The 21944-nt window shown below is 67.0% G+C and carries 19 protein-coding genes; 13 read left to right on the top strand and 6 right to left on the bottom strand.

Annotated features, from left to right (window positions below):
• Positions 1-149: 149 nt before the first annotated feature.
• From pheS to lpxB, 3 genes are read left to right on the top strand one after another with little or no spacing between them, the layout of a single operon-like run.
• Positions 150-1220, top strand: coding sequence for a phenylalanine--tRNA ligase subunit alpha (gene pheS / locus EDC31_RS09445; protein ID WP_042056252.1), 1071 nt, complete (start codon positions 150-152; stop codon positions 1218-1220).
• Between the two features lie 5 nt (positions 1221-1225).
• Positions 1226-3688: a phenylalanine--tRNA ligase subunit beta gene (pheT, locus tag EDC31_RS09450; RefSeq protein WP_042056249.1), complete on the top strand. Its 2463-nt coding sequence runs from the start codon at positions 1226-1228 to the stop codon at positions 3686-3688.
• Positions 3689-3701: 13 nt separating this feature from the next.
• A complete protein-coding gene (gene lpxB / locus EDC31_RS09455; protein ID WP_042056246.1) occupies positions 3702-4886 on the top strand; it encodes a lipid-A-disaccharide synthase in 1185 nt (394 codons plus the stop codon).
• Positions 4887-4932: 46 nt separating this feature from the next.
• Here lpxB and hisI read toward each other — a convergent pair whose 3' ends face one another.
• Together hisI and ygfZ are read right to left on the bottom strand one after the other, a co-directional pair.
• Positions 4933-5346 carry a phosphoribosyl-AMP cyclohydrolase gene (gene hisI / locus EDC31_RS09460; protein WP_042056244.1) on the bottom strand — a complete coding sequence of 138 codons (414 nt, stop codon included), beginning with the start codon at positions 5344-5346 and terminating at the stop codon, positions 4933-4935.
• The gene (ygfZ, locus tag EDC31_RS09465) at positions 5343-6152 is read right to left on the bottom strand and encodes a CAF17-like 4Fe-4S cluster assembly/insertion protein YgfZ (protein WP_042056242.1); all 810 of its coding nucleotides are present in this window, start codon (positions 6150-6152) and stop codon (positions 5343-5345) included. The genes hisI and ygfZ overlap by 4 nt, the downstream gene beginning before the upstream one ends.
• Positions 6153-6293: 141 nt before the next feature.
• Here ygfZ and EDC31_RS09470 point away from each other — a divergent pair, with 141 nt between their 5' ends.
• From EDC31_RS09470 to EDC31_RS09490, 5 genes are read left to right on the top strand one after another with little or no spacing between them, the layout of a single operon-like run.
• Positions 6294-8609 (top strand): adenylate/guanylate cyclase domain-containing protein, encoded by a 2316-nt coding sequence (locus EDC31_RS09470; protein WP_042056239.1) that lies wholly within the window; start codon positions 6294-6296, stop codon positions 8607-8609.
• Complete coding sequence (locus EDC31_RS09475; RefSeq protein WP_052511634.1) at positions 8606-9412, top strand: MlaE family ABC transporter permease; 807 nt, start codon at positions 8606-8608, stop codon at positions 9410-9412. The genes EDC31_RS09470 and EDC31_RS09475 overlap by 4 nt, the downstream gene beginning before the upstream one ends.
• A gap of 5 nt (positions 9413-9417) precedes the next feature.
• Positions 9418-10119: a P-loop NTPase family protein gene (locus EDC31_RS09480; RefSeq protein ID WP_042056237.1), complete on the top strand. Its 702-nt coding sequence runs from the start codon at positions 9418-9420 to the stop codon at positions 10117-10119.
• On the top strand, positions 10119-11072 hold the full coding sequence (locus EDC31_RS09485; protein WP_042056235.1) for an MlaD family protein: 954 nt from the start codon (positions 10119-10121) through the stop codon (positions 11070-11072). The genes EDC31_RS09480 and EDC31_RS09485 overlap by 1 nt, the downstream gene beginning before the upstream one ends.
• Positions 11069-11836: a hypothetical protein gene (locus EDC31_RS09490; RefSeq protein ID WP_132127013.1), complete on the top strand. Its 768-nt coding sequence runs from the start codon at positions 11069-11071 to the stop codon at positions 11834-11836. Before EDC31_RS09485 ends, EDC31_RS09490 begins: the two co-directional genes overlap by 4 nt.
• On the opposite strand, the gene EDC31_RS09495 is transcribed toward EDC31_RS09490, so the two are convergent.
• The 3 genes from EDC31_RS09495 to EDC31_RS17705 are packed head-to-tail and all read right to left on the bottom strand — an operon-like array spanning position 11824 to position 13846.
• Positions 11824-12090: a hypothetical protein gene (locus EDC31_RS09495; protein ID WP_042062558.1), complete on the bottom strand. Its 267-nt coding sequence runs from the start codon at positions 12088-12090 to the stop codon at positions 11824-11826. The two genes, EDC31_RS09490 and EDC31_RS09495, sit on opposite strands and share 13 nt — an antisense overlap.
• Complete coding sequence (locus tag EDC31_RS09500) at positions 12087-13526, bottom strand: PepSY-associated TM helix domain-containing protein (RefSeq protein ID WP_042062561.1); 1440 nt, start codon at positions 13524-13526, stop codon at positions 12087-12089. Before EDC31_RS09500 ends, EDC31_RS09495 begins: the two co-directional genes overlap by 4 nt.
• Complete coding sequence (locus EDC31_RS17705; RefSeq protein WP_165920200.1) at positions 13526-13846, bottom strand: hypothetical protein; 321 nt, start codon at positions 13844-13846, stop codon at positions 13526-13528. Before EDC31_RS17705 ends, EDC31_RS09500 begins: the two co-directional genes overlap by 1 nt.
• Positions 13847-13981: 135 nt before the next feature.
• Here EDC31_RS17705 and EDC31_RS09505 point away from each other — a divergent pair, with 135 nt between their 5' ends.
• Positions 13982-16222, top strand: coding sequence for a TonB-dependent receptor (locus EDC31_RS09505; RefSeq protein ID WP_081797820.1), 2241 nt, complete (start codon positions 13982-13984; stop codon positions 16220-16222).
• 21 nt (positions 16223-16243) lie between these two features.
• Here EDC31_RS09505 and bioB read toward each other — a convergent pair whose 3' ends face one another.
• A complete protein-coding gene (gene bioB, locus EDC31_RS09510; protein ID WP_042061162.1) occupies positions 16244-17257 on the bottom strand; it encodes a biotin synthase BioB in 1014 nt (337 codons plus the stop codon).
• A 128-nt stretch (positions 17258-17385) separates the two neighbouring features.
• Here bioB and EDC31_RS09515 point away from each other — a divergent pair, with 128 nt between their 5' ends.
• The 4 genes from EDC31_RS09515 to EDC31_RS09530 all read left to right on the top strand — a co-directional run bounded on the left by EDC31_RS09515 (position 17386) and on the right by EDC31_RS09530 (position 21943).
• Positions 17386-18207 carry an acyl-ACP desaturase gene (locus EDC31_RS09515; RefSeq protein WP_042061164.1) on the top strand — a complete coding sequence of 274 codons (822 nt, stop codon included), beginning with the start codon at positions 17386-17388 and terminating at the stop codon, positions 18205-18207.
• 121 nt (positions 18208-18328) lie between these two features.
• The gene (locus EDC31_RS09520; RefSeq protein WP_186819987.1) at positions 18329-18952 is read left to right on the top strand and encodes a Dabb family protein; all 624 of its coding nucleotides are present in this window, start codon (positions 18329-18331) and stop codon (positions 18950-18952) included.
• A gap of 106 nt (positions 18953-19058) precedes the next feature.
• Positions 19059-21137, top strand: a complete 2079-nt coding sequence (locus tag EDC31_RS09525) for a M13 family metallopeptidase (protein ID WP_042061165.1) — start codon at positions 19059-19061, stop codon at positions 21135-21137.
• Positions 21138-21220: 83 nt separating this feature from the next.
• On the top strand, positions 21221-21943 hold the full coding sequence (locus EDC31_RS09530) for a glycine betaine ABC transporter substrate-binding protein (protein WP_042061167.1): 723 nt from the start codon (positions 21221-21223) through the stop codon (positions 21941-21943).
• The last annotated feature ends 1 nt before the right edge of the window (position 21944 follow it).

Genomic DNA, 21944 nt, shown 5'->3' on the forward strand with positions numbered 1-21944 from the left:
GCCGGTCGCGCGAGGGCGAAAACTTTTCCCTGCCGGTCGCGGCGGGGGTTTGATAGGAAGCGGGCCGTCCTGTATCAGGACGGCCCGTTTTCTTTTTTCGGCGTTGATGCGTCAGGGGACGGCAGGTCTGTGAGCAGGGAGCAGGGGTGATGAGCGACGATCTTGACGGTTTGCGCGAGGAGACGCTGGCGGCCTTGCGCGGGGCGCAGGATCATGCGGCCTGGGATGCCGTGCGAGTCGGCACGCTGGGCAAATCGGGCAGGCTGACGCTTCTGCTGAAGGAACTCGGGCGGATGGACCCCGAGACGCGCCGCCAGCGCGGCCAGGCGCTGAATCGCCTGCGTGACGAACTGACCGCCGCCGTCGAACGGCGCGGGGAGGAGATCGCCGCCGCCGCGCTCGACGCCCGGCTGCACGCCGAGCGCGTGGACGTGACCATGCCGCCGCCGCAGACGGAGTCGGGGCTGCTACACCCGATCATGCGCACGATCGACGAGATGACGGCGATCTTCGGCGCGATGGGCTTCTCCGTCGCCGAGGGGCCGGATATCGAGAGCCAATGGCATAATTTCTCCGCGCTGAACACGCCGGACCATCACCCCGCGCGCACGGAGCACGACACGTTCTACCTTCCGCCTGCCGTCGAAAGCGGGCCGGAGCGCGTGCTGCGCACGCAGACCTCCGGCGTGCAGATCCGTACGATGCTGACGCGTGAACCGCCCTTCCGCATCATCGCGCCCGGCCGCACCTATCGCGCCGACCACGATGCCACCCATTCGCCGATGTTCCATCAATGCGAGGGGCTGGTGATCGAGAAAGGCGTCACGCTCGGCCATCTCAAGGGCTGCCTGATCGAATTCCTGCGCGCATTCTTCGGCAAGCCCCAGCTTCCGGTGCGGTTCCGCGCTTCCTATTTCCCCTTCACCGAACCCTCGATGGAAGTCGATATCGGCTGGTCCCGCCAGACGGGCGAGATCGGCGGCGGCATGGACTGGCTGGAAGTGCTGGGGTCCGGCATGGTGCATCCGCGGGTGCTGGCCAATTGCGGGCTGGACCCGGCGGAGTGGCAGGGCTTCGCCTTCGGGATGGGGATCGAGCGCCTGACCATGCTCAAGCACGGCATTCCGGATTTGCGCTCCTTCTATGAGAGCGACCTGCGCTGGCTGCGTCATTACGGCTTCCCGGCGCTCTCCGCCGTCAGCCTCGCGGAAGGAGTCTGACTCCCATGAAGTTCACGCTCTCCTGGCTGCGCGATCATCTCGATTTCACCGCCTCTCTCGACGAGATCCTGGCGAAGCTGAACGGCATCGGGCTCGAGGTCGAAAGCGTTCACAATCCCGCCGACAGCCTCAAGGGCTTCCGGGTCGCGAAAATTCTTGAGGCGCATCGTCATCCGGATGCCGACAGGTTGCAGGTCTGCGTCGTCGCGGCGGGCGGCGGTTTCGAGAAGGTGCAGGTGGTCTGCGGCGCGCCGAACGCGCGGGCGGGGCTGCATGTGATCTTCGCGCCGCCGGGCACCCATATTCCGGGCTCGGACATCACCATCAAGGCCGGAAAGATTCGCGGGCAGGAGAGCAACGGAATGCTCTGCTCCTATCGCGAGTTGGCTCTGGGCGAGGAGGCGGACGGCATCGCCGAACTGGCGGAGAACGTCGTGCTGGGTCAGGCCTTCGCCGAATATGCGAAGGTGGACGATCCGGTGATCGAGATTTCCATCACCCCCAATCGCGGCGACGCGCTGAGCGTGCGCGGCATCGCGCGCGATCTCGCGGCAGCGGGGATCGGCCGTCTCAGGCCCTGGCTGGTGGAGACGGTCGAGGGGACCTTCCCCAGCCCCGTCTCCTGGCGGATTGATTATCCCGAGGCGTGCCCCTATGTGGCCGGACGGCTGGTGCGCGGTGTAAGGAACGGGCCGAGCCCGGACTGGCTGCGGCGGCGGCTGGAGGCGATCGGCCTCAAGCCGATCTCCGCCCTGGTCGATGTGACCAACTACCTGACCCATGATCTGGGCCGTCCGCTGCATGTCTTCGATGCGGCGAAGATCGCGGGCGGGACGCTGACCCTCGCCCGCGCCGCGCGCGAGAGTTTCACGGCGCTGGACGGCCGCGACCACGTGCTGGGCACGGATGATCTGGTGATCGTCGATCATGCGGGCGTGCAGTCGCTGGCCGGGATCATGGGCGGTGCCGCGACGGGCGTTTCAGAGGAGACGACCGACGTCTTCCTCGAGGCCGCGCTGTTCGATCCCGTCCGCATTGCGCTGACCGGGCGGCGGCTCGGCATCCATTCCGACGCGCGCCAGCGATTCGAGCGCGGGGTCGATCCGGCCCTCGTCCTGCCGGGGTTGGAGGCGGCCACGCGGCTGATCCTCGATCTCTGCGGCGGCGTCGCCAGTGAGATCGTGCAGGCGGGGGAGCCGCCCGGCTGGCAGCGCGACGCCTGGCTGCGCTTCGGGCGCATCGCGGGGCTCGGCGGGGTGGAGATCGCGCCGGACGATGCCGTGCGGACGCTGGAGCATCTCGGCTTCGAGGTTCTGGACCGCGAGGAGACCCGCGCGCGCTTCGCCGTGCCGTCATGGCGCAACGACATCGCCATGACGGTCACGCTCGATCAGGCGCCGCATCTCGATCCCGAGCGCGCGCAGACGGCCGCGGCGGAAGTGCATGCGATCGAGGCGGAATGCGATCTGATCGAGGAGGTTCTGCGCCTGCACGGGGTGGACGCCGTTCCGCCGGTGATGCTGCCGCGTGCCGCGATGGTTCCGGCGGCGACCGTCGCGCCGGGTCAGGCCCGCAACGGGCTGGTGCGGCGTCTCTGCGCCGCGCGCGGATTGATGGAGACGGTCGGATTCTCCTTCGTCGCGCATGAGGACGCCGCCCTGTTCGGCACGGCCACGGACGGCCTGCGTCTGCTCAACCCGATCGCCAGCGATCTCGACCAGCTTCGCCCGTCGCCCCTGCCCAATCTCGTGCGGGCCTGGCAGCGCAATGTCGCGCGCGGGCTGGAGGGGGCCGGGCTGTTCGAGATCGGTCCCTCGTTCAGCCCGACCGGACAGACTCTGATCCTCGCCGGTCTGCGCGGTGGGCTGACGCCGCGTTTTCCGGGCGTTCCGGCGCGCGAGGCGACTCTGTGGGACGCGAAGGCCGATCTGGACGCCGCGCTGGCGGCGCTGGGCGTGCCGGGCGAGGCCGTGAGTGTGACGGCGGATGCGGCGGGGCATTATCATCCGGGCCGCTCGGGGCAGGTGCGTCAGGGGCCGAAGATCGTGCTGGGCGCGTTCGGCGAGTTGCATCCCGCCGTGTTGCGGGAGATGGGCGCGGACGGGCCGCTCGTGGCATTCGAGCTGTTTCTCGATGCCGTGGCGTTGCCGAAGAACCGCCGCCGGGCCGCGCTGGCCCTTTCGCCGTTCCAGCCGGTACGGCGCGATTTCGCCTTTCTCGCCGGGCCGGAGGTCGAGGTGGGCGCGGTGTTGCGTGCCGCGCGGGGAGCGGAGCGCGGGCTGATCGGCGAGGCGCGGCTGTTCGATGTTTACGAGGGCACGCCTCTGGAGCCCGGTTTCCGTTCGCTCGGCGTCGAGATCGTCTTGCAACCGGCCCATGCCAGTCTCACGGATGCGGAGATCGAAACGGTCTGCGCCAAGGTGGTCGCGGCGGTGGAAAAAGCGACGGGCGCGCGGCTGCGGCGCTGAGGCGGCACGGGCCATGAGCGGGACGGAAGGAGTCGGCGCCGGGCGAGTGGTCTGGCTGCTGGCCGGCGAGGCGAGCGGCGACATTCTCGGCGCGCGGCTGATGGAGGCGTTGCGCCGCGCCGACCCTGCTCTCGCTTTTGTCGGGGTGGGCGGCGCGCGGATGGAGGCGTTGGGATTGCGGAGCCTCTTCCCCATGCAGGATCTCGCCGTGATGGGGCTGGTCGAGGTGCTGCCGCGCCTTCAGTTGCTGTCGCGGCGGTTGGACGAGGTGGTGCAGGATATCGAGCGTCGCCGTCCGGACATGATCGTGACGGTGGACAGTCCCGGTTTCTCCCTGCGCCTGCTCAGGCGCACCGGGGCGATGGGCATCAGGCGGGTGCATTTCGTCGCGCCGCAGGTCTGGGCCTGGCATCAGGAGCGGGTCAAGGATTTCCCCGGCCTCTGGGACAGGCTGCTCTGCCTGTTGCCTTTCGAGGTGGAATGGTACGCGCGGCACGGGCTGGATGCGACGTTCGTGGGGCATCCCGTGCTGCAATCGGGCGCGGATCGCGGAGACGCGGCGCGATTCAGGATGCGGCACGGTCTGGCGCCGGACGCGCCCGTCGTGGTGCTGATGCCGGGGAGTCGCCGCTCCGAGGTGCCGCGCCTGCTGCCAATCTTCGGGGCCATGTTGCAGGTGTTGAAGGCGCGCATTCCGGACATTCATCCCGTGATCCCGATTTCGTCGCTCGTCGCGGCGCGGGTGCGGAAGGGGGTGGCGCGCTGGCCGGTCCCGCCGCATATCGTCACGGATCTGAACGACAAGCACGATGCCTTCGCGGCGGCGGGCGCGGCGTTGACCAAGTCCGGCACCTCAACGCTCGAACTCGCGCTGGCCGGCGTGCCGATGGCCGTGACCTATCGCGTCAATCCGCTGACGGCGTTCTTCGCGCGCAGGATGATCAAGGTGCCTTATGTCGCCATGGTGAACCTGCTGGCGGGACGGGAGGTCGTGCCGGAACTGCTGCAACAGGATTGCGCGCCGGAGAAATTGGCCGACGCCGTGCAGGGGCTGCTTTTCGATCCTTCAGCCGCTGCTCGCCAGCGCGCGGCGTTTCGCGAGGTGATCGACAGCCTCCGGCCCCCTCCCGGCTTTCCCACGGCGGCGGACGCGGCGGCGGCGGACATTCTGGAGGTGATGTCGCGGCCGGTGGGGTAGGGGCGTTTCCTCCTTCCAGGAAAGGAGCCGGGACGCGCTCGGGGCGTCAGGGTGTCGGCGTTTTCCGGCCGTAAAGCTCGTCCGGGCTCACGCGGGGCGCTTCGGTGTCCCGGAACCCGTCGGGGCGCATCTCGCGATAGAAGCAGCTCAGCCGCCCGGTGTGGCAGGCGACGCCGGTCTGGCGCACGAGGAGGAGCACGGCGTCGCCGTCGCAGTCGAGGCGGGCTGAGACGAGTTCCTGTCGCTGACCCGATGTTTCCCCCTTGCGCCAGAGCTTGCCCCGGCTGCGCGAGTAATAGCAGACCTTCCCCGTCGAGAGCGTTTCGGCCAGCGCCTCGCGGTTCATCCAGGCGAGCATCAGGACCGTCCCATCCTCGGCGGACTGGGCGATCGCGGCGATCAGCCCGTCGGCGTCGAAAGCGACGTCGTCGAGCATGGAGGCCAGGGAAGCGGCGCTCATGCGGGCTCTCCCATGTTCAGCCAGGAGGGAGGGACGGCGCGCAGGGATACGCCGTCCGCAAGGAGCGGGACTGCTTCCCACACCTCGCGCCGCAGAAGGGCGAGGCCGCGCGTTCCGCTGACCGAGCGCAGTTCGCCGACATCCTGCCCGTCGCGCGTGACCGGCGTGCCGAAAGGCGGCAGATCGGACTCGCCCTCGACTGGAAGCAGGCGGCGCTTGAGCAGCGCGCGGTAATGGGTGCGGGCGGTCACTTCCTGCCCCATATAGCAGCCCTTGGTGAAGGAGACGCCGTGCAGCGCGTCGAAATCCGCTTCCAGCAGCAGCGTCTTTTCCACGTCGCAATCGACGGGAGAGGGGAGGCCGAGGGCGATGCGATGCGCTTCATAGGCCGCGAACTCGTCCAACTCCGCCTCCGGCATGGCGACGAGCGCGCGCCAGCCCGCTCCGGGCAGGCGCGGATCGGGCGCGGCGAGGGGGTCGGAGGGCTGGGGCGTCCCGCCCCATCCGGCGGTCACGCCCAGATCGGCGGGCGCGATCGTCACCTCCGCCCGGAGGCGGAACCGGGCGAGTTTCGTCGTGAGCATCTCGGCCTGTCTCGCATCGCAATCGAGGAAAAGCCGCTCTCCGTCTGAAAAGATGAAGAAATCCGCCAGGTATCGTCCCTGCGGTGTCAGGAATCCGGCCCAGACGGCGTGTCCGGGCGCGGCCTCGGCCACGCTGTTGGACACGAGTCCGTCCAGAAACCCCACGCGGTCCTTGCCGCCGAGGGCGAGAACCCGCCGGTCGGGCAGGATGGTGCCGGGCATGGTCGTTCTCCCCCGCTCGCTCAGAAATGACGTTCCGATGAGCAAGCATGTCCGTCAGTCGGAGGCAAGACGGGAACTTTGCATCTCGCGGCGCGCCGTGACAGAACCGTAAGACGTGACGCTTCGTAACGAGGACTGACTTTGCGTTCTGTCGAGATCGTCGATCCTACTGGAACGAAACCGCGCCAGCGCCGCCGGACGCTCGTCCAGGTGGGCGGCCCCATTCTCGGCGTGCTGCTTGTGGTGGTGGTCATCCTGGTCGTGGCGCTGCGCTCCTATGTAACGAATCGCGACGGTGTGCTGAGTCTGACGCGGCAGATGTTCCTGATTCAGGAAGACGAGATTTCCCTCCGCGTCTCGAATTATCTCAGTCCCGCCCCGGCGACGGCGATCATCGCGCATGACCTGCTGGCCACGGAGTCGCTGGTCTCTCCGCCGAAGATCTTCCAGGCCTATGCGCGTTCGATGCTGGTGCATGTGCCGCAGATCGAGAGTTTCTATCTCGCGGACGATACCGGCGCGTTCTGGTATGTCGGGCGCAACCCGCATCTGCATTTCGCCGGGATCGAATATGCCCATTTCGAGACGATCGGCGGGCGCGACGTGTTCCACCATTGGTATTACGACGCCAGCGGCAAGCTGACGGGCGAGAACGACACCGACGCCGCCGGTTACGATCCGCGCACTCACGCCTGGTACCGAGGGGCGATCAGGCTCGACCATCTGCTCTGGACCGATCCCTACGCCTTCCGCGACACCGGCAATTTCGTGGTCACGGCCGCGACGAGCATGACGTACACCAACGGCCATGCCGGCGTGTTCGCGATCAACATCTCGCTCAACCGGCTGACGGCGTTTCTGGAAAGCGTTCATCTGGGCAAGTCGGGCCGGGCCATCATTGTGGACGGCGACGGGCATCTCGTCGCGGGCGCGGGGATCGAGCTGGCGGCGAAGGCGGCCGACTGGGATTTCGCCCGGATGAAGCTGACCGCCGCGCGCGAGCCCGTCTTCGCCCGCGCCTTCGCGATGTACAACGTCTTCGGGCCGGGGCCGCAGATCATTCATGCCGACGGCCGGGATTACGTGACCGTCGCAGCGCCGCTGGATCACGGGAAACAGAAGAAATGGATGGTGATCCTCGAGGCGCAGGAGAGCGATTTCGCGGCGTTTACCCGTGCGGCCGGATGGCAGAACCTGATGTTCTCGCTGGTCGTCGTGCTGCTCGCGGCCCTGCTCGCGGGGTTCCTGGTGCGCCAGAACCGCATGACGGAAAAGGCGCGGCGAATTCTCATCGCCGAGCGGGCGCGGCGCGAGGAGGAGACGGAGGTGCTCGCGCGGCTCGCCGGCGAGCCCGATCTCTTCGAGGCGGAGCACGAGGTGCCCGCCCTGACCGAGATTCTGGCCGAGGCGACGGAAGCGCGGGCCGTCAGTCTCTGGCGTCTGGTCGAGGACGGTGATCGCCTGTTGTGCGAGGATGCCTATGATCGTGGCGAGGACGCTCACAGCACCGGGCTGGAGCTGGGGCGCGACGATGTGGCCGGGTTGTTCGGCGTGATCGAGACGGGCGAGTCCGTGGCGGTCGCGGAGGCGGCGACGGATGATCGCACGCGCTCCTTCCACCGGCTCTTTCTGCGCAACCATGGCGGGATCGGCGTGTTGCTCGTGCCGATCATGATCAGGGGGCGGCCTTTGGGCCTCGTGGTTCTGGAGGATGTGCGGCGGCCCGGTTCGGCTGCGGTTCTGGGCGAATTCGTGGCCGGAATCGCGGCGGTGCGCTTCACCGCGTCCAGTCATGTCGCCAGCGGCGAGGTGCATGACAGGCGGAGCGAGGGAGCGGCCGGGGCGCTGCGGGTGGAGGAGGTCTTTCTCCTCGCTCCGGGCGGCGATGCCGACGCGCCCCTGCCCGCGGGGCGCTATCCGCTCGTTTCTGCGGCCATGGTGGTGTTTGGCTTCACCTCATCGCCCACCATCGACAGCGATGTCGATCTTCTTCCCGTCGTGCAGCGTCTTGCCGCCCAGATGCAGACCATCGCGCGCGAGCACGGCCTGTTCTCGGTGCAGGCGCTGGGCAACCGCATTCTGCTGGTGGGCGGATGCGGGAAAGAGGAGGACCGCGCCGCCGCCCTGCGTCTGGCGGATGCGGTTCTGGCGGTGCGCGAGCTTTGCATGGTGACGCTGGCCGAAGCCGAGCTGATGACGAATTTCCGCATAGGGCTGCATATCGGTCCCGCACTCGGCGCGGTGCTGGGCGACGAGCCGGGCGTGTTCAACCTCTGGGGCGAGGCCGTGCAGTTCGCGGAACTGCTGGCCGAGACGATGCCGGACGCCGCGACCATTCAGGTTTCGGAAAGTGCCTATGCGGTGCTCAAGGAGGCGTTTCTTTTTCGCCCGCGCGGCGAATTCTACCTGCCGCGCACCGGCATCACCCGCAGTTTCGTTCTGGCGGGGCACAGATGAGCGCGCTGGCGGCCTACCCGCTGACCGCGCTGCGCTGGATCGGGGCGGGTGCCCGGCGGCAATTGCGCTTCACGCTCATGCTGGTCGGCGCGGGCTGGGGGGTGGTGCGTGACGGGGTGCGCCCCAATTCCTGGCGGCGCACGGTGCGGATGGAATATCGCAATGCCTTGCGGGACGCCGCGGGAGGCGGCTTCCTCTCGACGCTCGTGGTGGCGGCGCTCGTCGGGTTCGGCATCGTCGCGCAGACGGTGTACTGGCTCAGCGTGCTGGGGATGCAGGCGACGACCGATTCGCTGCTGGCGACCGTGCTGGTGCGCGAGATCGCGCCGGTTCTGGTGGGCGTCATCCTTCTCGGGCGGAACGGGATGCTGGCGCTGACCGAGATCGGACTGCTCACGCTCGGCGGGCAGATGCGCGCCTTCGAGGCGGAAGGGGTGGACCCGTTCCTCTTTTTCGTCGTGCCCCGCGCGCTCGCCACGACGGTGGCGTCCTTCACGCTCGGCATCCTGTTCAGCGTGGTGTCGCTCTCGGTCGGCTATATCGTCTGCTGGGTGGAGGCCATCGTCACCCAGCCGATCTGGGCGTTTCTCTATGATGTCGTGGGGGCGCTGCGGCCGATCGACTATGCCGGCGTGCCGCTGAAATTCCTCCTGACCGGATTCTTCGTCAGCCTGTCCTCCACCCTGACCGGGATGGACGTGACGCGTGACGACGACATGGCCCGGCTGATGCCGCGCGGTTTCGTCCGGGGGATGATGGTGCTCATGGTCATCAACGTCGCGCTCACGGTCGCCATGTCATGAGGCGCATGACGACCCCCAGGGACGTGCCGGTGCTGGAGCTGCGCGAGGCGCGTCCGGCGCTGGAGAGCGAGGGGCTGCTTTCCAGCGCCTATGATTTGCGGCTGATGCCGGGGGAATGCGCGCTCATCCGCTCGCGCGACACGGTGCGCGCCGGCCTCTTCGCCGATCTCTGCACCGGGATGGTCGGGCTGCGCGACGGCAGCGTGCGCTGTCAGGGGCTCGACTGGGCGACGATGGACGAGCGTGAGCGCTGGGCTCTGCGCGGACGGATCGGGCGCGTGTCGCAGGTGGGATCGTGGGTCGATCTCTTCGGCACGCATTTCAACATTCTCACCCCCGTTCTGCATCATACCCGCATCCCGACGGAACAACTGATCGCCGAGGCGACGGAGCTTGCCGTGCGCTTCGGCCTGCCGGGCCTGCCGGTTCAGGCGCCCGGCAGGCTTTCCCCTCTGGATCTGCGCCGCGCCGCGCTGGTGCGGGCCTTTCTGGGGGAGCCGGCCCTGCTCATTCTCGAAGATCCGGTGGAGGTCGATATGACCGATCTGCTCACGCCCTTTCTCGGCATGCTGACCCAGGCGCGCGATCAGGGCGCCGCCGTGCTGTGGATCACGCGCAGCGCCGCGCTGTGGGGCGGCTATCGCGACGCGGCGACGAGCCGCTATCGTCTGATCGACGAAGGTCTCTTTCCGATGCGAGGTGCGTGATGCTGCGTCTGCGCCACCGTGAAACCCAGGCTCCCCTTCTGCGCGTGCGCTATGCCGACGAGCTGGTCGGCGCGCTCGTGCTGGCCTGTCTTGCGCTCTTCATCGCCGCCGTGGTCGAGGCCGGGGTGCTGCATGAGTGGCTGACTCCGGCGGCCCGGTTGCGCCTCATCCTGCCGGAATCGGGCATTGCGGGGCTGGCCGTGGGGAACGACGTCGAACTGATGGGCACGCGGATCGGCGCCATTCGGGCCGTCCATCTCAACCAGAACAGCCAGATCTACGCGGTCGCCGATATCGACCCGCAGTTCAAGAACTTCATCCGGCAGGATTCCACGGCGACGATCAAGCGGCGTTTCGTCGTCGCGGGCGCGTCCTATATCGATCTCTCGCGCGGCAAGGGCGAGAAGATGGATTGGGAGTTCGCCGAACTTCCGGCCAAACCCGAGCCCAACCCGGCGGACATGATCACCCACATGCTCGCGGAGATGCAGAAATCGATCGTCCCGGTGATGAAAAACGCCGAGGCGATGACGGCGGATCTCAAGTCCGTGGTGGCGGGACTCAAGGCCGGGCACGGCACGGTCGGCCGGCTTCTCGTGGATGACACGCTGATCCGCCAGGCGGATGCGACGGTGGCGCAGCTCAACGAAGTGATCCAGGCGTTGAAGCCGATGGAGGCGCAGGTCGCCGGCGTGGTGAAGAAAGCGGATGGCGCGATGGGCAATGTCCGCATCATCAGCGGGGATTTGAGAAAGATGACCCCGACGGCGCGTGAGACGATGGCGCATCTCGACACGGCGTCGGCGGAGCTTCCCGGATTGCTGGTGCAGGCTCAGGCGACGGCGGACAGTCTGAAAAAACTCTCCGACCAGCTCCGCGGATTGTGGATTCTCGGCGGCAAGGGCCAGCACGGGGAGTCCCGTCGTCTGCCGGAGCAGGCGGTGACGCCATGAGACGCGCGGCGGCGCTCCTTCTGCTTCTCGCCGGATGTTCCTCATCCGCGCCGTCCCGCCCGCAGGCCGATCCGGCGATGGCGGAAGCGATGGATCTCGGGCGGAGCGCCTTCGGTCTCGCGCGGTTCGACCAGTCGCAGACGCAGTACGAGACGGCGTATCGCCGCGCTCTGCTCAGCAATGACGCGGCCGGGCTGCATGATTCGGCCTATGACCTCGCCGTCGCGCGGCTGGCGCGCGAGGATGCGAAGGGCGCGCTGGTCGCGCTCGACCGGGCGCGGGCCGATCTCGCCTTGCGCGGGACGCATGATCTTCCGGATTTCGATGTGGTCGAGGCGGCGGCATTCTATCGTCTCGGCGACTATGGCCGCGCATTCGATCTCGCGGCGCGGCGAACGGATCAGGGCGGCCTGTTGGGCGAGCGCGCGGTCTTTCTCACCGGGATGGCGGCGGATGGGCTGGGGCGCGGGGATGTGCTGGCCCGCTGCGTCGGTCGTCTGGGCGATGCGCCCCGGACGCCTCTGGTCGAACGCGCCGATCATGCGGAACTCGCCGCGCGCCTGCATCTGCGCGCGGGCGAGGCGTCCGAGGCGCTGACCCAGGCGGTCGCGGCGTCCGAGCGGCGCCGCGCGGCGGGAGAGTATCGCGGCATGGCGCGGGCCCTGCGGCTGGCGGCGCAGGCCGCGCGGGCGGGGGGGCAGCCGGGCGTCGCGGCGTCTTATGAGCGGATCGCGGCCCAAAGTGAGGCGGCTCAACGCAAGTGATGGCGTTGCATCGTGCGGGTAAGTCCGGCGGTGACGAGCAGCCCCGCCAGTGAGGCCGTGCCGAACCAGCCGACGAGCCCGCGCCAGCCTTCCGCCCCGACCGCCAGGGCGAGGGCGGTGAGGATCGGCAGGATGACGGCGAGACGGGGCGGCGGCGCGCCGGTGAAGTGCAGCAGGCGGCGGAACTTGACCTGACGCAGCGCATGGGCGAGCAGCGCCGCGCTCCAGAGCAGGGTTTCGGCCAGCAGGATCATGCCGCCTCCCTGAGTCTGCGCTGCGTTAGGAAGGCTGCGGCGGCAAGGGCGAGGGCGACGCCGTCCACGGCGATGAAGGCGTTCGCGCCGAGATGCCGGGTCCAGCCGGGCCGGGTGGCGAGGTCGAGCAAGGGAAGCGCCGCGCCGAGTGCGGCGATCCAGCCCAGTTGCTGGCGCCAGCCGCGCCGGGCCCGGCCTGTCAGCGCGCTCGCCAGCGCATGGAGCAGCGCGAACAGCCAGAGCGCGAAGAAGCCGTCCGTTTCCCATGCGATCCTGTCCGCCAGGCGGGCGGGGACGAGTCGGTTCAGCCAGAGGAGGCCCAGTGCCGCGGCGGTGAATCCCGTCGTCGCGGCGAGCGTCAGCGCCTCGGCCAGACGGAAAATCCACGCCTGTGCATGATGCCGCCGGTAACGCATGAGGAACAGCACCAGCCCGGCGGCGATCAGCGCGGTGCCTGCCGCGCCGGAGAGAAAATAGAGCCAGCGGAGGCCCGGCGGCGCCCATCGCGCGAAATGCACGCCGTCAAAGACCTGCTTCGTCTGCGCGATCGTCCCGTCATGACGCGTGACGCCGAGGAACCGGCCGTCGCCATAGGCGAAGCGTGCTTCGTCGCGGGTGAGAAGAAAGCTCGCCCCGTCCGCGCGCACGACGCTGATGCCGTCGGGGTTGAGCAGCAGGAAGCCGAGCTTCCCGGCGCCGAACTCCGCCTCCCCCCGGCTGATGAGCGGTGCGACGGGCGGCAGGGGCGGGAGGCGCTGCGCCGGTCGTGCATGACCATGACGGTCATGCGGTCCTTCGGGGAAGATCGATCCGGCGTGAATGATCACGCCCGTGAGCGCCATGGTCAGGAGGAAGGGAAGGAACAGGACGCCCGCCAGCACATGCGCGTCCATCCATGCCCGGGCGTGGGCGGCGAAGGGGCGGAAGAGCAGCAGGTCCGGCAGGAGTGAGCGCAGATGGATGAGGATGCCCGAGCCGAGCGTCACCAGAAGGGCGAGGCCCAGCAGGCTCACCACCTGCCGTCCCCGGTCGCGGCCGAGGCGCAGGGTGAAATGCAGCGTGTAGAAGAATTCCCGTCCGACGGTCGGGCGCGCGTTCAGCGCCGCGCCGGTGCGCGGGTCGAAGGCGGGGCCGACGAATTCATGTCCGTCGTAATGAAGCAGGCGGATGACCGGATCGCGCGCGAAGGGCAGGTTGAGAAAGGGCGTGACCGTCGGACTCCGCAACCCGGCCCAGGCCGCTCCCACTTTCTCCAGGGCCTGCGGCGTGGGCGCGACGAGGGGACGAGGGGCGATTTCCGGCTCCATCCAGCGCCCCAGTTCGACGTCGAACACGCTGATCGTGCCGGTGATGAAGATCAGGAAGAGGGGAATTCCCGCGAGAAATCCCACCCAGCCATGCAGCCAGCCCATCCGTGCGCGCAATGTGTCCCGCATCAGGCGAGACGGCTCCCGGCCAGCAGCAGGGCTGCCGTCACGGCGAGCACGATCGTCCCCGCCCAGCCGCTCCGCCATCCGAAGGCCAGCAACAGAGACAGCGGAAAGAGCACGACGCCCGCGATCTGGCCGACGAGAAACCCGTCTTGCGGCCGGGTGGTCGGCAACAACCTTCCGCAGAGCGTCACCGTGGCCTCGCTCACGCCCCATGAGCAGGCCGCGCAGAGCAGCAATCGGAAGATCCACCGGGCATGCGGCCACCGCGCGGAGAGAGTCGCCGGAGAGAGGTCGTATCGGGTGGAGACTGTATTGCGACCCATTCGCAAGTCTATACGCTGCCGGGGTGTTGCTGTAAAGCGACGCAGCGGAGAGGAAAGCGCCGCGGTATATTGCGACCGCATCGCAGTTGCGTGTAAGCGGGGACACCCTTCCCGCTTTCCTCCCGAGGTTCTCCGATGAGCCAGTTCCGTTTGCATCGATCCCGTTCGTGCCGGCGCCGTTTCCATTCCGGACTGTTTCTTCTCCTGGCTGGATGCAGCCTGTCCACGCCTCTTCTCGCGCAGCAGACGAAGAAGGCGGACACGGCCCCCAGTGTGAAAGCGGCTTCCGGCGCGAAAGCGGCTCCCAGTGTCGAGGCGCAAAAGGACGAGGAGATTCTGGTGCGCGCCGAGCGGCGCGACCGCATGGAGGTCACGTCCGGTGGTCAGCTCGGGGCGCTGGGGACGAAGAAGGGGCTGGACGTGCCCTTCAACATCCGCAGCTACAATTCCAGCCTCATCCTGAACCAGCAGTCCCAGACGCTCGGGCAGGTGTTGCAGAACGATCCCTCCGTCCGCACCACCTATGGCTACGGCAATTTCTCGGAGCTGTTCATCATCCGCGGCTTCCCCGTCTATAGCGACGACGTGGCGATTGACGGGTTGTACGGCATCGTGCCGCGCCAGCTCGTCTCACCGCAGCTTTACGATCAGGTGCAGGTCCTGAACGGCGCGAGCGCGTTTCTCAACGGGTCCGCGCCGGGCGGCACGGCGATCGGCGGCAATATCAATCTGATCTTCAAGAAGGCGGGGAACACGCCGCTCACGCGGGTCACCGGGGATTACACGAGCACCGGGCAGGGCGGCGGCGCGGTCGATTTCGGCAGGCGCTTCGGGCGCGACAAGGCGTTCGGCGTGCGGATCAACGTCGCGGGCATGTCGGGCCAGACCTCCGTCGATCATGAGACGCGCCACTCGGCGGTGGTTGGCGGCGCGTTCGACTGGCATAACGACACCACGCGCGTGGTGGTGGATATGAACTATCAGAACCAGGGCGTCGATTGGGGCCGCCCGGCGATCTTTCTGGGAAGCGGCCTGAGGCGTGTGCCGCGCCCGCCCGCGCCGTCGCGCAATTTCGGCCAGCCCTGGACCTATGTGGATCTGAACTACATCTTCGGCAAGCTCAGCATCGAGCACGATTTCTCCAGCAATGTTCTCGGCTATGTCGATTTCGGCGGGCTGGGCAGCAACGAGAAGGGCATGTATTCGACGCTGACGGTCAATGACGTCGCGACGGGCGCGGCCACGAACGCCAATCTCTACGTTCCCTATGGACAGACCAACGAGAGCACGCGCGGCGGCTTGCGCATTCACGTCCGCACCGGCCCGGTGAAGCATGAGATCAATCTCGGCGGCACGTCGGTCTGGGAAACCACGCGCACGGCCTATTCCTTCGGCTTCCCCTATTATGCAAGCAATCTTTATGCTCCGACCTATTACAGATCGGCCCCGCCGCAGACATTTGCCAGCGCCTATGTCAACGATCCGAAGCGCCAAGCCTATGTGCGGATGTACAGCCTCTTCTTCTCGGACACGATGTCCTTCTTCGACGATCGCGTGGCGCTGACGGCGGGATTCCGTTACCAGAATCTGACGGTCAACGGGTACAGCTACAATACGGCCGCGCGCACCACGCATTACAGTCAGGGAGTGATCACGCCGGTCGTGGGGCTCGTCGTGCATCCGACACGGCGCACCTCGATCTATTTCAACCGGATCGAGGGATTGTCGCAGGGGCCGCAGGCTTCGGGAGCCGTGGTGAATGTGGGGCAGATCTTCCCGCCCTATCGCACGCTGCAATATGAGATCGGCGCGAAATACGACATCGGCACGCTGAGCGCGTCCATCGCCCTGTATCAGATGTCCCAGCCGAACGCCATGAACGTGGCCGACGGCTCCAGCGGGCAGCAGATCTTCACCGTGAACGGCCTGCAGAAAAACCGCGGCATCGAGTTCAATCTCAATGGCCAGATCGTCCCCGGCCTGCGTTTCAACGGCGGCACGGCGATCATCGACGCCGACCAGAAACGCACCGCCCGAGGCGCGTATAACGGCAACCGTGCCATCGGCATTCCGGGTTACACCATCAACGGCAACCTCGAATACGACCTGCCCTTCCTCAAGGGGGCGACGGTCGTCGGCCGCGTGATCCAGACAGGCCATCAATGGGCGAATGCGGCCAATACGCTGCGTGTGCCGAACTGGACGCGCTGGGATCTTGCCGCGCGCTACACCTTCCTCGCCGGACACAAGCCGATGACCGTGCGCTTCGGCGTCAACAACCTCGCCAACAGCCGCTACTGGGCCTCGGCCTATGGCGGCTATCTGATGGAAGGTCTGCCGCGCACCTTCCAGTTCTCGCTCACGACGGAGTTCTGACCGCCGGGAGGGCGAGGGCGGTCAATGCCCCGCCACCATCGGCGTCATCCCCAGCGCCGCGAGCAGCTTCCGGTCACGGTGCTCGGCGGGGTTGGGCGTGGTCAGCAGCTTGTCGCCGCAGAAGATCGAGTTCGCGCCCGCGAGGAAGGCCAGGGCGTGGGTCTCGTCGCTCATCTGCTCGCGCCCGGCGGCCAGACGCACATGGCTGGCAGGCATGGTGATGCGCGCGGCGGCGATGACGCGCACGAAGGTGAGGGGATCGACCGATTCCGCCTCGGCCAGCGGCGTGCCCGCGACGCGGACGAGCAGGTTGATCGGCACGCTCTCCGGATGGTGCGGCAGGGAGGCGAGGGTGGCGATCAGCCCGGCGCGGTCGCTCTCGTCCTCGCCCATGCCGACGATCCCGCCGCAGCAGACGTTGATGCCCGCGTTGCGCACGTTCTCCAGCGTGTCCAGCCGCTCCTGATAGGTGCGCGTGGTGATGATCTCGCCGTAATATTCGGGCGAGGTGTCGAGATTATGGTTGTAGTAGTCCAGCCCCGCGTCCCGCAGGCGCCGGGACTGATGCGCGTCCAGCATGCCCAGGGTCACGCAGGTTTCCAGCCCGAGCGCCTTCACGCCCTCGATCATGGTGCAGACGGAGTCCAGATCGCGCTCCCTGGGCGAACGCCAGGCGGCGCCCATGCAGAAGCGCCCGGCGCCGGCGGCCTTCGCGGCGCGCGCTTCCTTCAGAACCGCCTCGACCGCCATCAGCTTCTCGGCCTTCACGCCCTGCTCGTGCCGGGCGCTCTGCGGGCAATAGGCGCAGTCTTCCGGGCAGCCGCCGGTCTTGATGGACAGCAGCGTCGAGATCTGCACGCGCGTCGGGTCGAACCAGGCGCGATGCGCCGTCTGGGCGCGCCAGATGAGTTCGGGGAAGGGCAGGGCGATGAGATCGGCCACCTCGTCGCGCGTCCAGTCATGACGCAGTTCCGGCTGCCATGCGGCGGCGCGGCGCGGGGAAGGAACGGACGTGCGGGTCAGGAGGTCGGACATGCGGAATCGCTCCGGAAAGGGAAAAAAATCATTCGGGCGAGGCAGCGATGCCACATTGCCGCGCTATTTGTCACCTCCATGACGCGAGGCCGCTCCCAAATCCACCTGGATCGTGTATCAGAACAGTCATGAAGCACTGGCGTATCGAACAGATGGACTGGGACGCGTTCGACGCGACGAAGGTCGATCCGGACATCATTCCCGTGGTCAAGGCGGCCTCCGTGGTCGAGCGCAACGGGCTGGATTATGCCGCCTATCTCGGCAACGTGTTCATCGGCGACCCGGATTTCCGCGCGGCGGCGGAGAACTGGGCGGTCGAGGAAGTCCAGCACGGGGACGCGCTCGGCAGATGGGCGATGCTGGCCGATCCGGGCTGGGACTACATGGAGGCGTTCGAGCGGTATCGCCGGAGCTTCCACATCGAGTTGCAGGTCGACGCCTCCGTCCGTGGCTCGCGCACGGGCGAGCTGATCGCCCGATGCATGGTCGAGACCGGCACGTCCTCCTTCTACACCGCGCTGGCCGATGCGACGGAGGAGCCGGTGCTCAAGGCCATCTGCAGGCAGATCGCCGCCGACGAGTTCCGTCACTTCAAGCTGTTCTACGACCACATGCACCGCTATCTGGCGCGCGAGAAGCTCGGCGTCTGGGCGCGGACGCGGATCGCGCTCGGGCGGGTGACGGAGAGCGAGGACGACGAACTCGCCACCGCCTATCACACGACCAACGAGCCGCAGGAGATGCCGTACGACCATGAGCGCTGCATCGCCGCCTACATGTCCCGTGCGATGGGATTCTATCAGCAGAAACACATCAACCGCGTCACCAGCATGATCTTCAAGACCATCGGTTTCGCGCCGCATTCGACATTGCAGGGCTGGACGGCGCGGGCGATGTATTGGCTGATCCGCAACCGGGCGCGGAAATTCCGGAAGCTCGCCGTTCTGTAACGAGCGGTTGCAGGACGCTACCGGGATTTTAAGGCACGGGGCCGTGTCTCGCGCTAGAATGCCGTCGTTCGTGTTGACATGAGACTGTTCTGTTTTCCTTCCGGCTGAGGAAATGCGTCCGATGATCTTCTCCCGTTCCGTCGACAAGCTGGCTGCCCTGACGGGTTTCGCCACTCTCGCGCTCTCCGGTTTCGCGGTTCCCGGCATGGCGCTGGCTGATCCCTATTCCCTTCCCATCGCAAGCTACGGTCCCGTCAAGGTTGAGGCGGGGGTGTCGCCTGAAACCCGGTCCCTGCAGGAACTGGCGGCGCAGGTGGGGCTGGCGACCTTCACCGCGGCGGACTGGCATCCCGGCCCGGTGCGGCATATCGTGCTCATCACGTGGAAGGCGTCCGCCACGGCGGCGCAGCGGACGGAGGTGACGGCGCGATTCCTGCATCTTGCCCAGGATTCCCGCCGCCCGAACGGCGCGCATGTCGTGCAGTCGATCGAAATGGGAATGCAGAACAGCGGCGAAGGGCAGGCTGAAGGGCTGCAACAGGCATTCGTGGTGAATTTCCGCTCGGAGGGCGACCGGAACTTCTATGTCGGCAAGCCGGTCGTCAACGATGCGGCTTTTTTCGATCCGGCCCATGAAGCGTTCAAGGAATTTGCCGCTCCGTACATCGAACGGATGGTCGTGTTCGATTTCGACGTGCTGGCGATCGCCTCGCCGGTGCCGGCGAAGAAATCCCGGCACGGCTAAAGTTCATTTCACGTGTGGTCTCTGTAGGCAAATCCGCGACTCCCTGTATGGTGTTCGTAACAGCCTCGCATCGGAGGCCAAAACATTTGCAGGGAGCTTTTCGGACGTGGCGCTGATTTCCAGAACATATGTGCGGGCCGCGCGGGTGGCCGGTATTCTTCTCGCGGCGGGAGGGACGTCGCCCTCTTTCGCCGCGAATGCTCGTGAGACGGTGCAGCCCTATGATCCGGGCTGGGGGTTCGACACCTCCGGCATGGACACGAAAATCAAGCCGGGCGACAATTTCTTTCGCTACGCCAACGGCACCTATCTCGACCATCTGACCATTCCGCCGGATAAATCCGCTTTCGGGCCGTTCACGATTCTTGCCGACGTGGCGCGCGAGCGCGTGCAGGGCATCCTGACGACGGCGGCGAAGAAATCCGTCGCGACCCCCACGACGATCGAGGAGAAGCTGGGCGCGTATTACACCACCTTCCTCGACGAGGCGGCGGTGGAGAAGCTCGGCGCGCAGCCGCTTCAGCCGGATCTCGCGGCGGTCAAGGCGGTGCATGACGCGCAATCCCTCGCCATTCTCTTCGGCAAGGGGACGACGACGTTCCAGTTCCTGCCGTTCGGCGTCGGTATCGACGCGGACGCCAAGGATCCCACGTCCTACGCGCTGATGCTCGATCAGGGCAGTCTGGGCCTGCCCGATCGCGAGTATTACCTGAAGCCGGAATTCGCGAAGAAGGTGACGGCCTATCGCGCCTATATCGGCAAGATGCTCGGCCTGATCGGCTGGCCCGACGCCGCGGCCCAGGCGGACAGGATCGTCGCGCTGGAAACGGAGCTGGCCAAGGTCCAGTGGACGCGGACCGAGCGGCGCGATCCGGTCAAGACCTACAACCCCATGACCATCTCCGATCTGGAGCAGAAGGCGCCGGGGATCGACTGGCTGGCGATGTTCGCTGCCGCGGGTATTCCGTCGGACGGGCTGGCCACGCGACGCCTCGTCGTCTCCGAGCCGAGCGCGATCACCGGCATGGCGAAGATCATCGGTTCCACGGATTTCAACACGTTGCGCGCTTGGATGGCGTTCCATCTCGCCGACGGGGCCGCGCCTTACCTGTCGACGGATTTCGTGCAGGCGTCGTTCGAGTTCAACCAGCATGAGCTGAACGGACAGCCGCAACTCTCGGAACGCTGGAAGCGCGCCGTCCGCGCGACGAGCGGCGCGATGGGCTTCGCGATCGGCAAGATCTATGTCGCGAAATATTTCCCTCCCGCCGCCAAGGCGCGCATCACCGAGTTGACGCATGAGGTGAAGTCCGCCTTCGCCGTGCGGCTCGCACATGTGGAATGGATGGCGCCGGAAACCCGCAAGGCGGCGGCGCAGAAGCTCGCGAATTTCGAGATTCAGGTCGGCTATCCCAATACATGGCGCGATTACGGGCCTCTGGTCGTCAAACCGGGCGATCTTTACGGCAATGTCGCGCGCGCCAACGCCTTCAACTGGGGGCATGATCTGAGCCATCTCGGCCAGAAGGTGGACCGCAACGAGTGGTTCATGACGCCGCAGACGGTGAACGCCTATAACGATCCGACGCAGGTCGAGGTCGTGTTCCCGGCGGCGATTCTCCAGCCGCCCTTCTTCGATCCGAAGGGCGACGACGCGGTCAATTACGGGGCGATCGGCGCCGTGATCGGCCATGAGATGACGCATTCCTTCGATGACGAGGGGCGTCAGTTCGACGAGCATGGCCGCCTGCACCAGTGGTGGACGGACGAGGACGTCAAGCGTTTCCAGGCGCTGGCGGACAGGTATGGCAAGCAGTTCGACGCCTTCGAGGTGCTGCCCGGCACGCATCTCAACGGCAAGCTGACCATGGGCGAGAACATCGCCGATCTCGGCGGCCTCACACTGGCGCTGGACGCCTATCACGCCTCGCTGCACGGCAAGCCCGCGCCGGTCGTTCACGGCTTGACCGGGGACCAACGCGTGTTCCTCGGCTGGGCGCAGGTCTGGCGCGAGAAGGTGCGCGACGACGCCGCGCGCAACTCCGCCGTCACCGATCCGCATTCCGCGCCCGAAGCGCGCGTCGATCTGCCGACGCATAATATCGACGCCTGGTACAAGGCGTTCGACGTCCAGCCGGGGCAGAAATACTACCTGCCGCCCGAGCAGCGCGTGAAGATCTGGTAATGCGCTCTCCGGCCGCTCCCGCCTTGCCAAAATGAAGCGGGAGTGGTCAGAGACAGGCGGCCTGTTTTTTCGGGGAGAAGATCATGACCGCCATCACGCTCGGGCATCTGCGCGACCCGCTGCATGCCGGCTGCGCCGCCGCCGTCGCGCGGGTGCTGGATGCTCATGAAGTCGAGGTCGATTTTGTCGACGTCACCGCGCGCGAACTGCCGGACATGCTGGCGGCGGGAGAGATCGACCTGCTCGTCTCCGCCTGGCTGCCGCGCGACGAGGCGCTGCTGCGGCCGGGGCTGCGGGCGATCGGCGAACTTTACCTCCCCGTCTATAGCTGGGCGGCCACCGCGCCGCTCGGGCCCGTGGCGTCGCTCGGGCGCGGCGACGTGGCGGAAATCGTCACGCTTCCGGAAGAGGAACAGCGCCTGCGGGCCGCTCTCGCGCATCTTCCCGGTCTGGCCGATATTCCGGTGAGGCTGGTTGCCGATGAGGCGTTGTGGGACGATGTCGCCGCGAAAGCCGCCGATGCGCCACGACTTCTGATGCTCGCCCAGCCGCATGCGCTGTTCCATGGCGATCTGCTGCATGTGCTGGAGGAGCCGCGGGGCCTGCTCGGCGGCGAGATGCGCGCGCGGATGCTCGTTCTCGACAAGGTGGCAGCCTGCGCCGATCCGGACATGATCGACGAACTCTCGGAGATGATGCTCGGCAACAGGGTCATGAGCGCGCTGGATTACGCCATTCGCGTCGAAGGGGCGGAGCCGGAGGATGCGGCTGAGTCCTGGCAGCGCGGACGGTTGATTCCGCGCTGAA

Source organism: Acidomonas methanolica (genome assembly GCF_004346035.1).
Classification (GTDB): Bacteria; Pseudomonadota; Alphaproteobacteria; order Acetobacterales; family Acetobacteraceae; genus Acidomonas; species Acidomonas methanolica.

Coding starts and splice junctions, on each gene's coding strand:
- EDC31_RS09500 (WP_042062561.1), bottom strand. CDS start 13,526: ATGCGGGACACATTGCGCGCACGGATGGGCTGGCTGCATGGCTGGGTG.
- EDC31_RS09490 (WP_132127013.1), top strand. CDS start 11,069: ATGAGACGCGCGGCGGCGCTCCTTCTGCTTCTCGCCGGATGTTCCTCA.
- hisI (WP_042056244.1), bottom strand. CDS start 5,346: ATGAGCGCCGCTTCCCTGGCCTCCATGCTCGACGACGTCGCTTTCGAC.
- bioB (WP_042061162.1), bottom strand. CDS start 17,257: ATGTCCGACCTCCTGACCCGCACGTCCGTTCCTTCCCCGCGCCGCGCC.
- EDC31_RS09515 (WP_042061164.1), top strand. CDS start 17,386: ATGAAGCACTGGCGTATCGAACAGATGGACTGGGACGCGTTCGACGCG.
- EDC31_RS17705 (WP_165920200.1), bottom strand. CDS start 13,846: ATGGGTCGCAATACAGTCTCCACCCGATACGACCTCTCTCCGGCGACT.
- lpxB (WP_042056246.1), top strand. CDS start 3,702: ATGAGCGGGACGGAAGGAGTCGGCGCCGGGCGAGTGGTCTGGCTGCTG.
- EDC31_RS09485 (WP_042056235.1), top strand. CDS start 10,119: ATGCTGCGTCTGCGCCACCGTGAAACCCAGGCTCCCCTTCTGCGCGTG.
- pheS (WP_042056252.1), top strand. CDS start 150: ATGAGCGACGATCTTGACGGTTTGCGCGAGGAGACGCTGGCGGCCTTG.
- EDC31_RS09475 (WP_052511634.1), top strand. CDS start 8,606: ATGAGCGCGCTGGCGGCCTACCCGCTGACCGCGCTGCGCTGGATCGGG.
- EDC31_RS09530 (WP_042061167.1), top strand. CDS start 21,221: ATGACCGCCATCACGCTCGGGCATCTGCGCGACCCGCTGCATGCCGGC.
- EDC31_RS09480 (WP_042056237.1), top strand. CDS start 9,418: ATGACGACCCCCAGGGACGTGCCGGTGCTGGAGCTGCGCGAGGCGCGT.
- EDC31_RS09520 (WP_186819987.1), top strand. CDS start 18,329: ATGATCTTCTCCCGTTCCGTCGACAAGCTGGCTGCCCTGACGGGTTTC.
- pheT (WP_042056249.1), top strand. CDS start 1,226: ATGAAGTTCACGCTCTCCTGGCTGCGCGATCATCTCGATTTCACCGCC.
- EDC31_RS09495 (WP_042062558.1), bottom strand. CDS start 12,090: ATGATCCTGCTGGCCGAAACCCTGCTCTGGAGCGCGGCGCTGCTCGCC.
- EDC31_RS09505 (WP_081797820.1), top strand. CDS start 13,982: ATGAGCCAGTTCCGTTTGCATCGATCCCGTTCGTGCCGGCGCCGTTTC.
- ygfZ (WP_042056242.1), bottom strand. CDS start 6,152: ATGCCCGGCACCATCCTGCCCGACCGGCGGGTTCTCGCCCTCGGCGGC.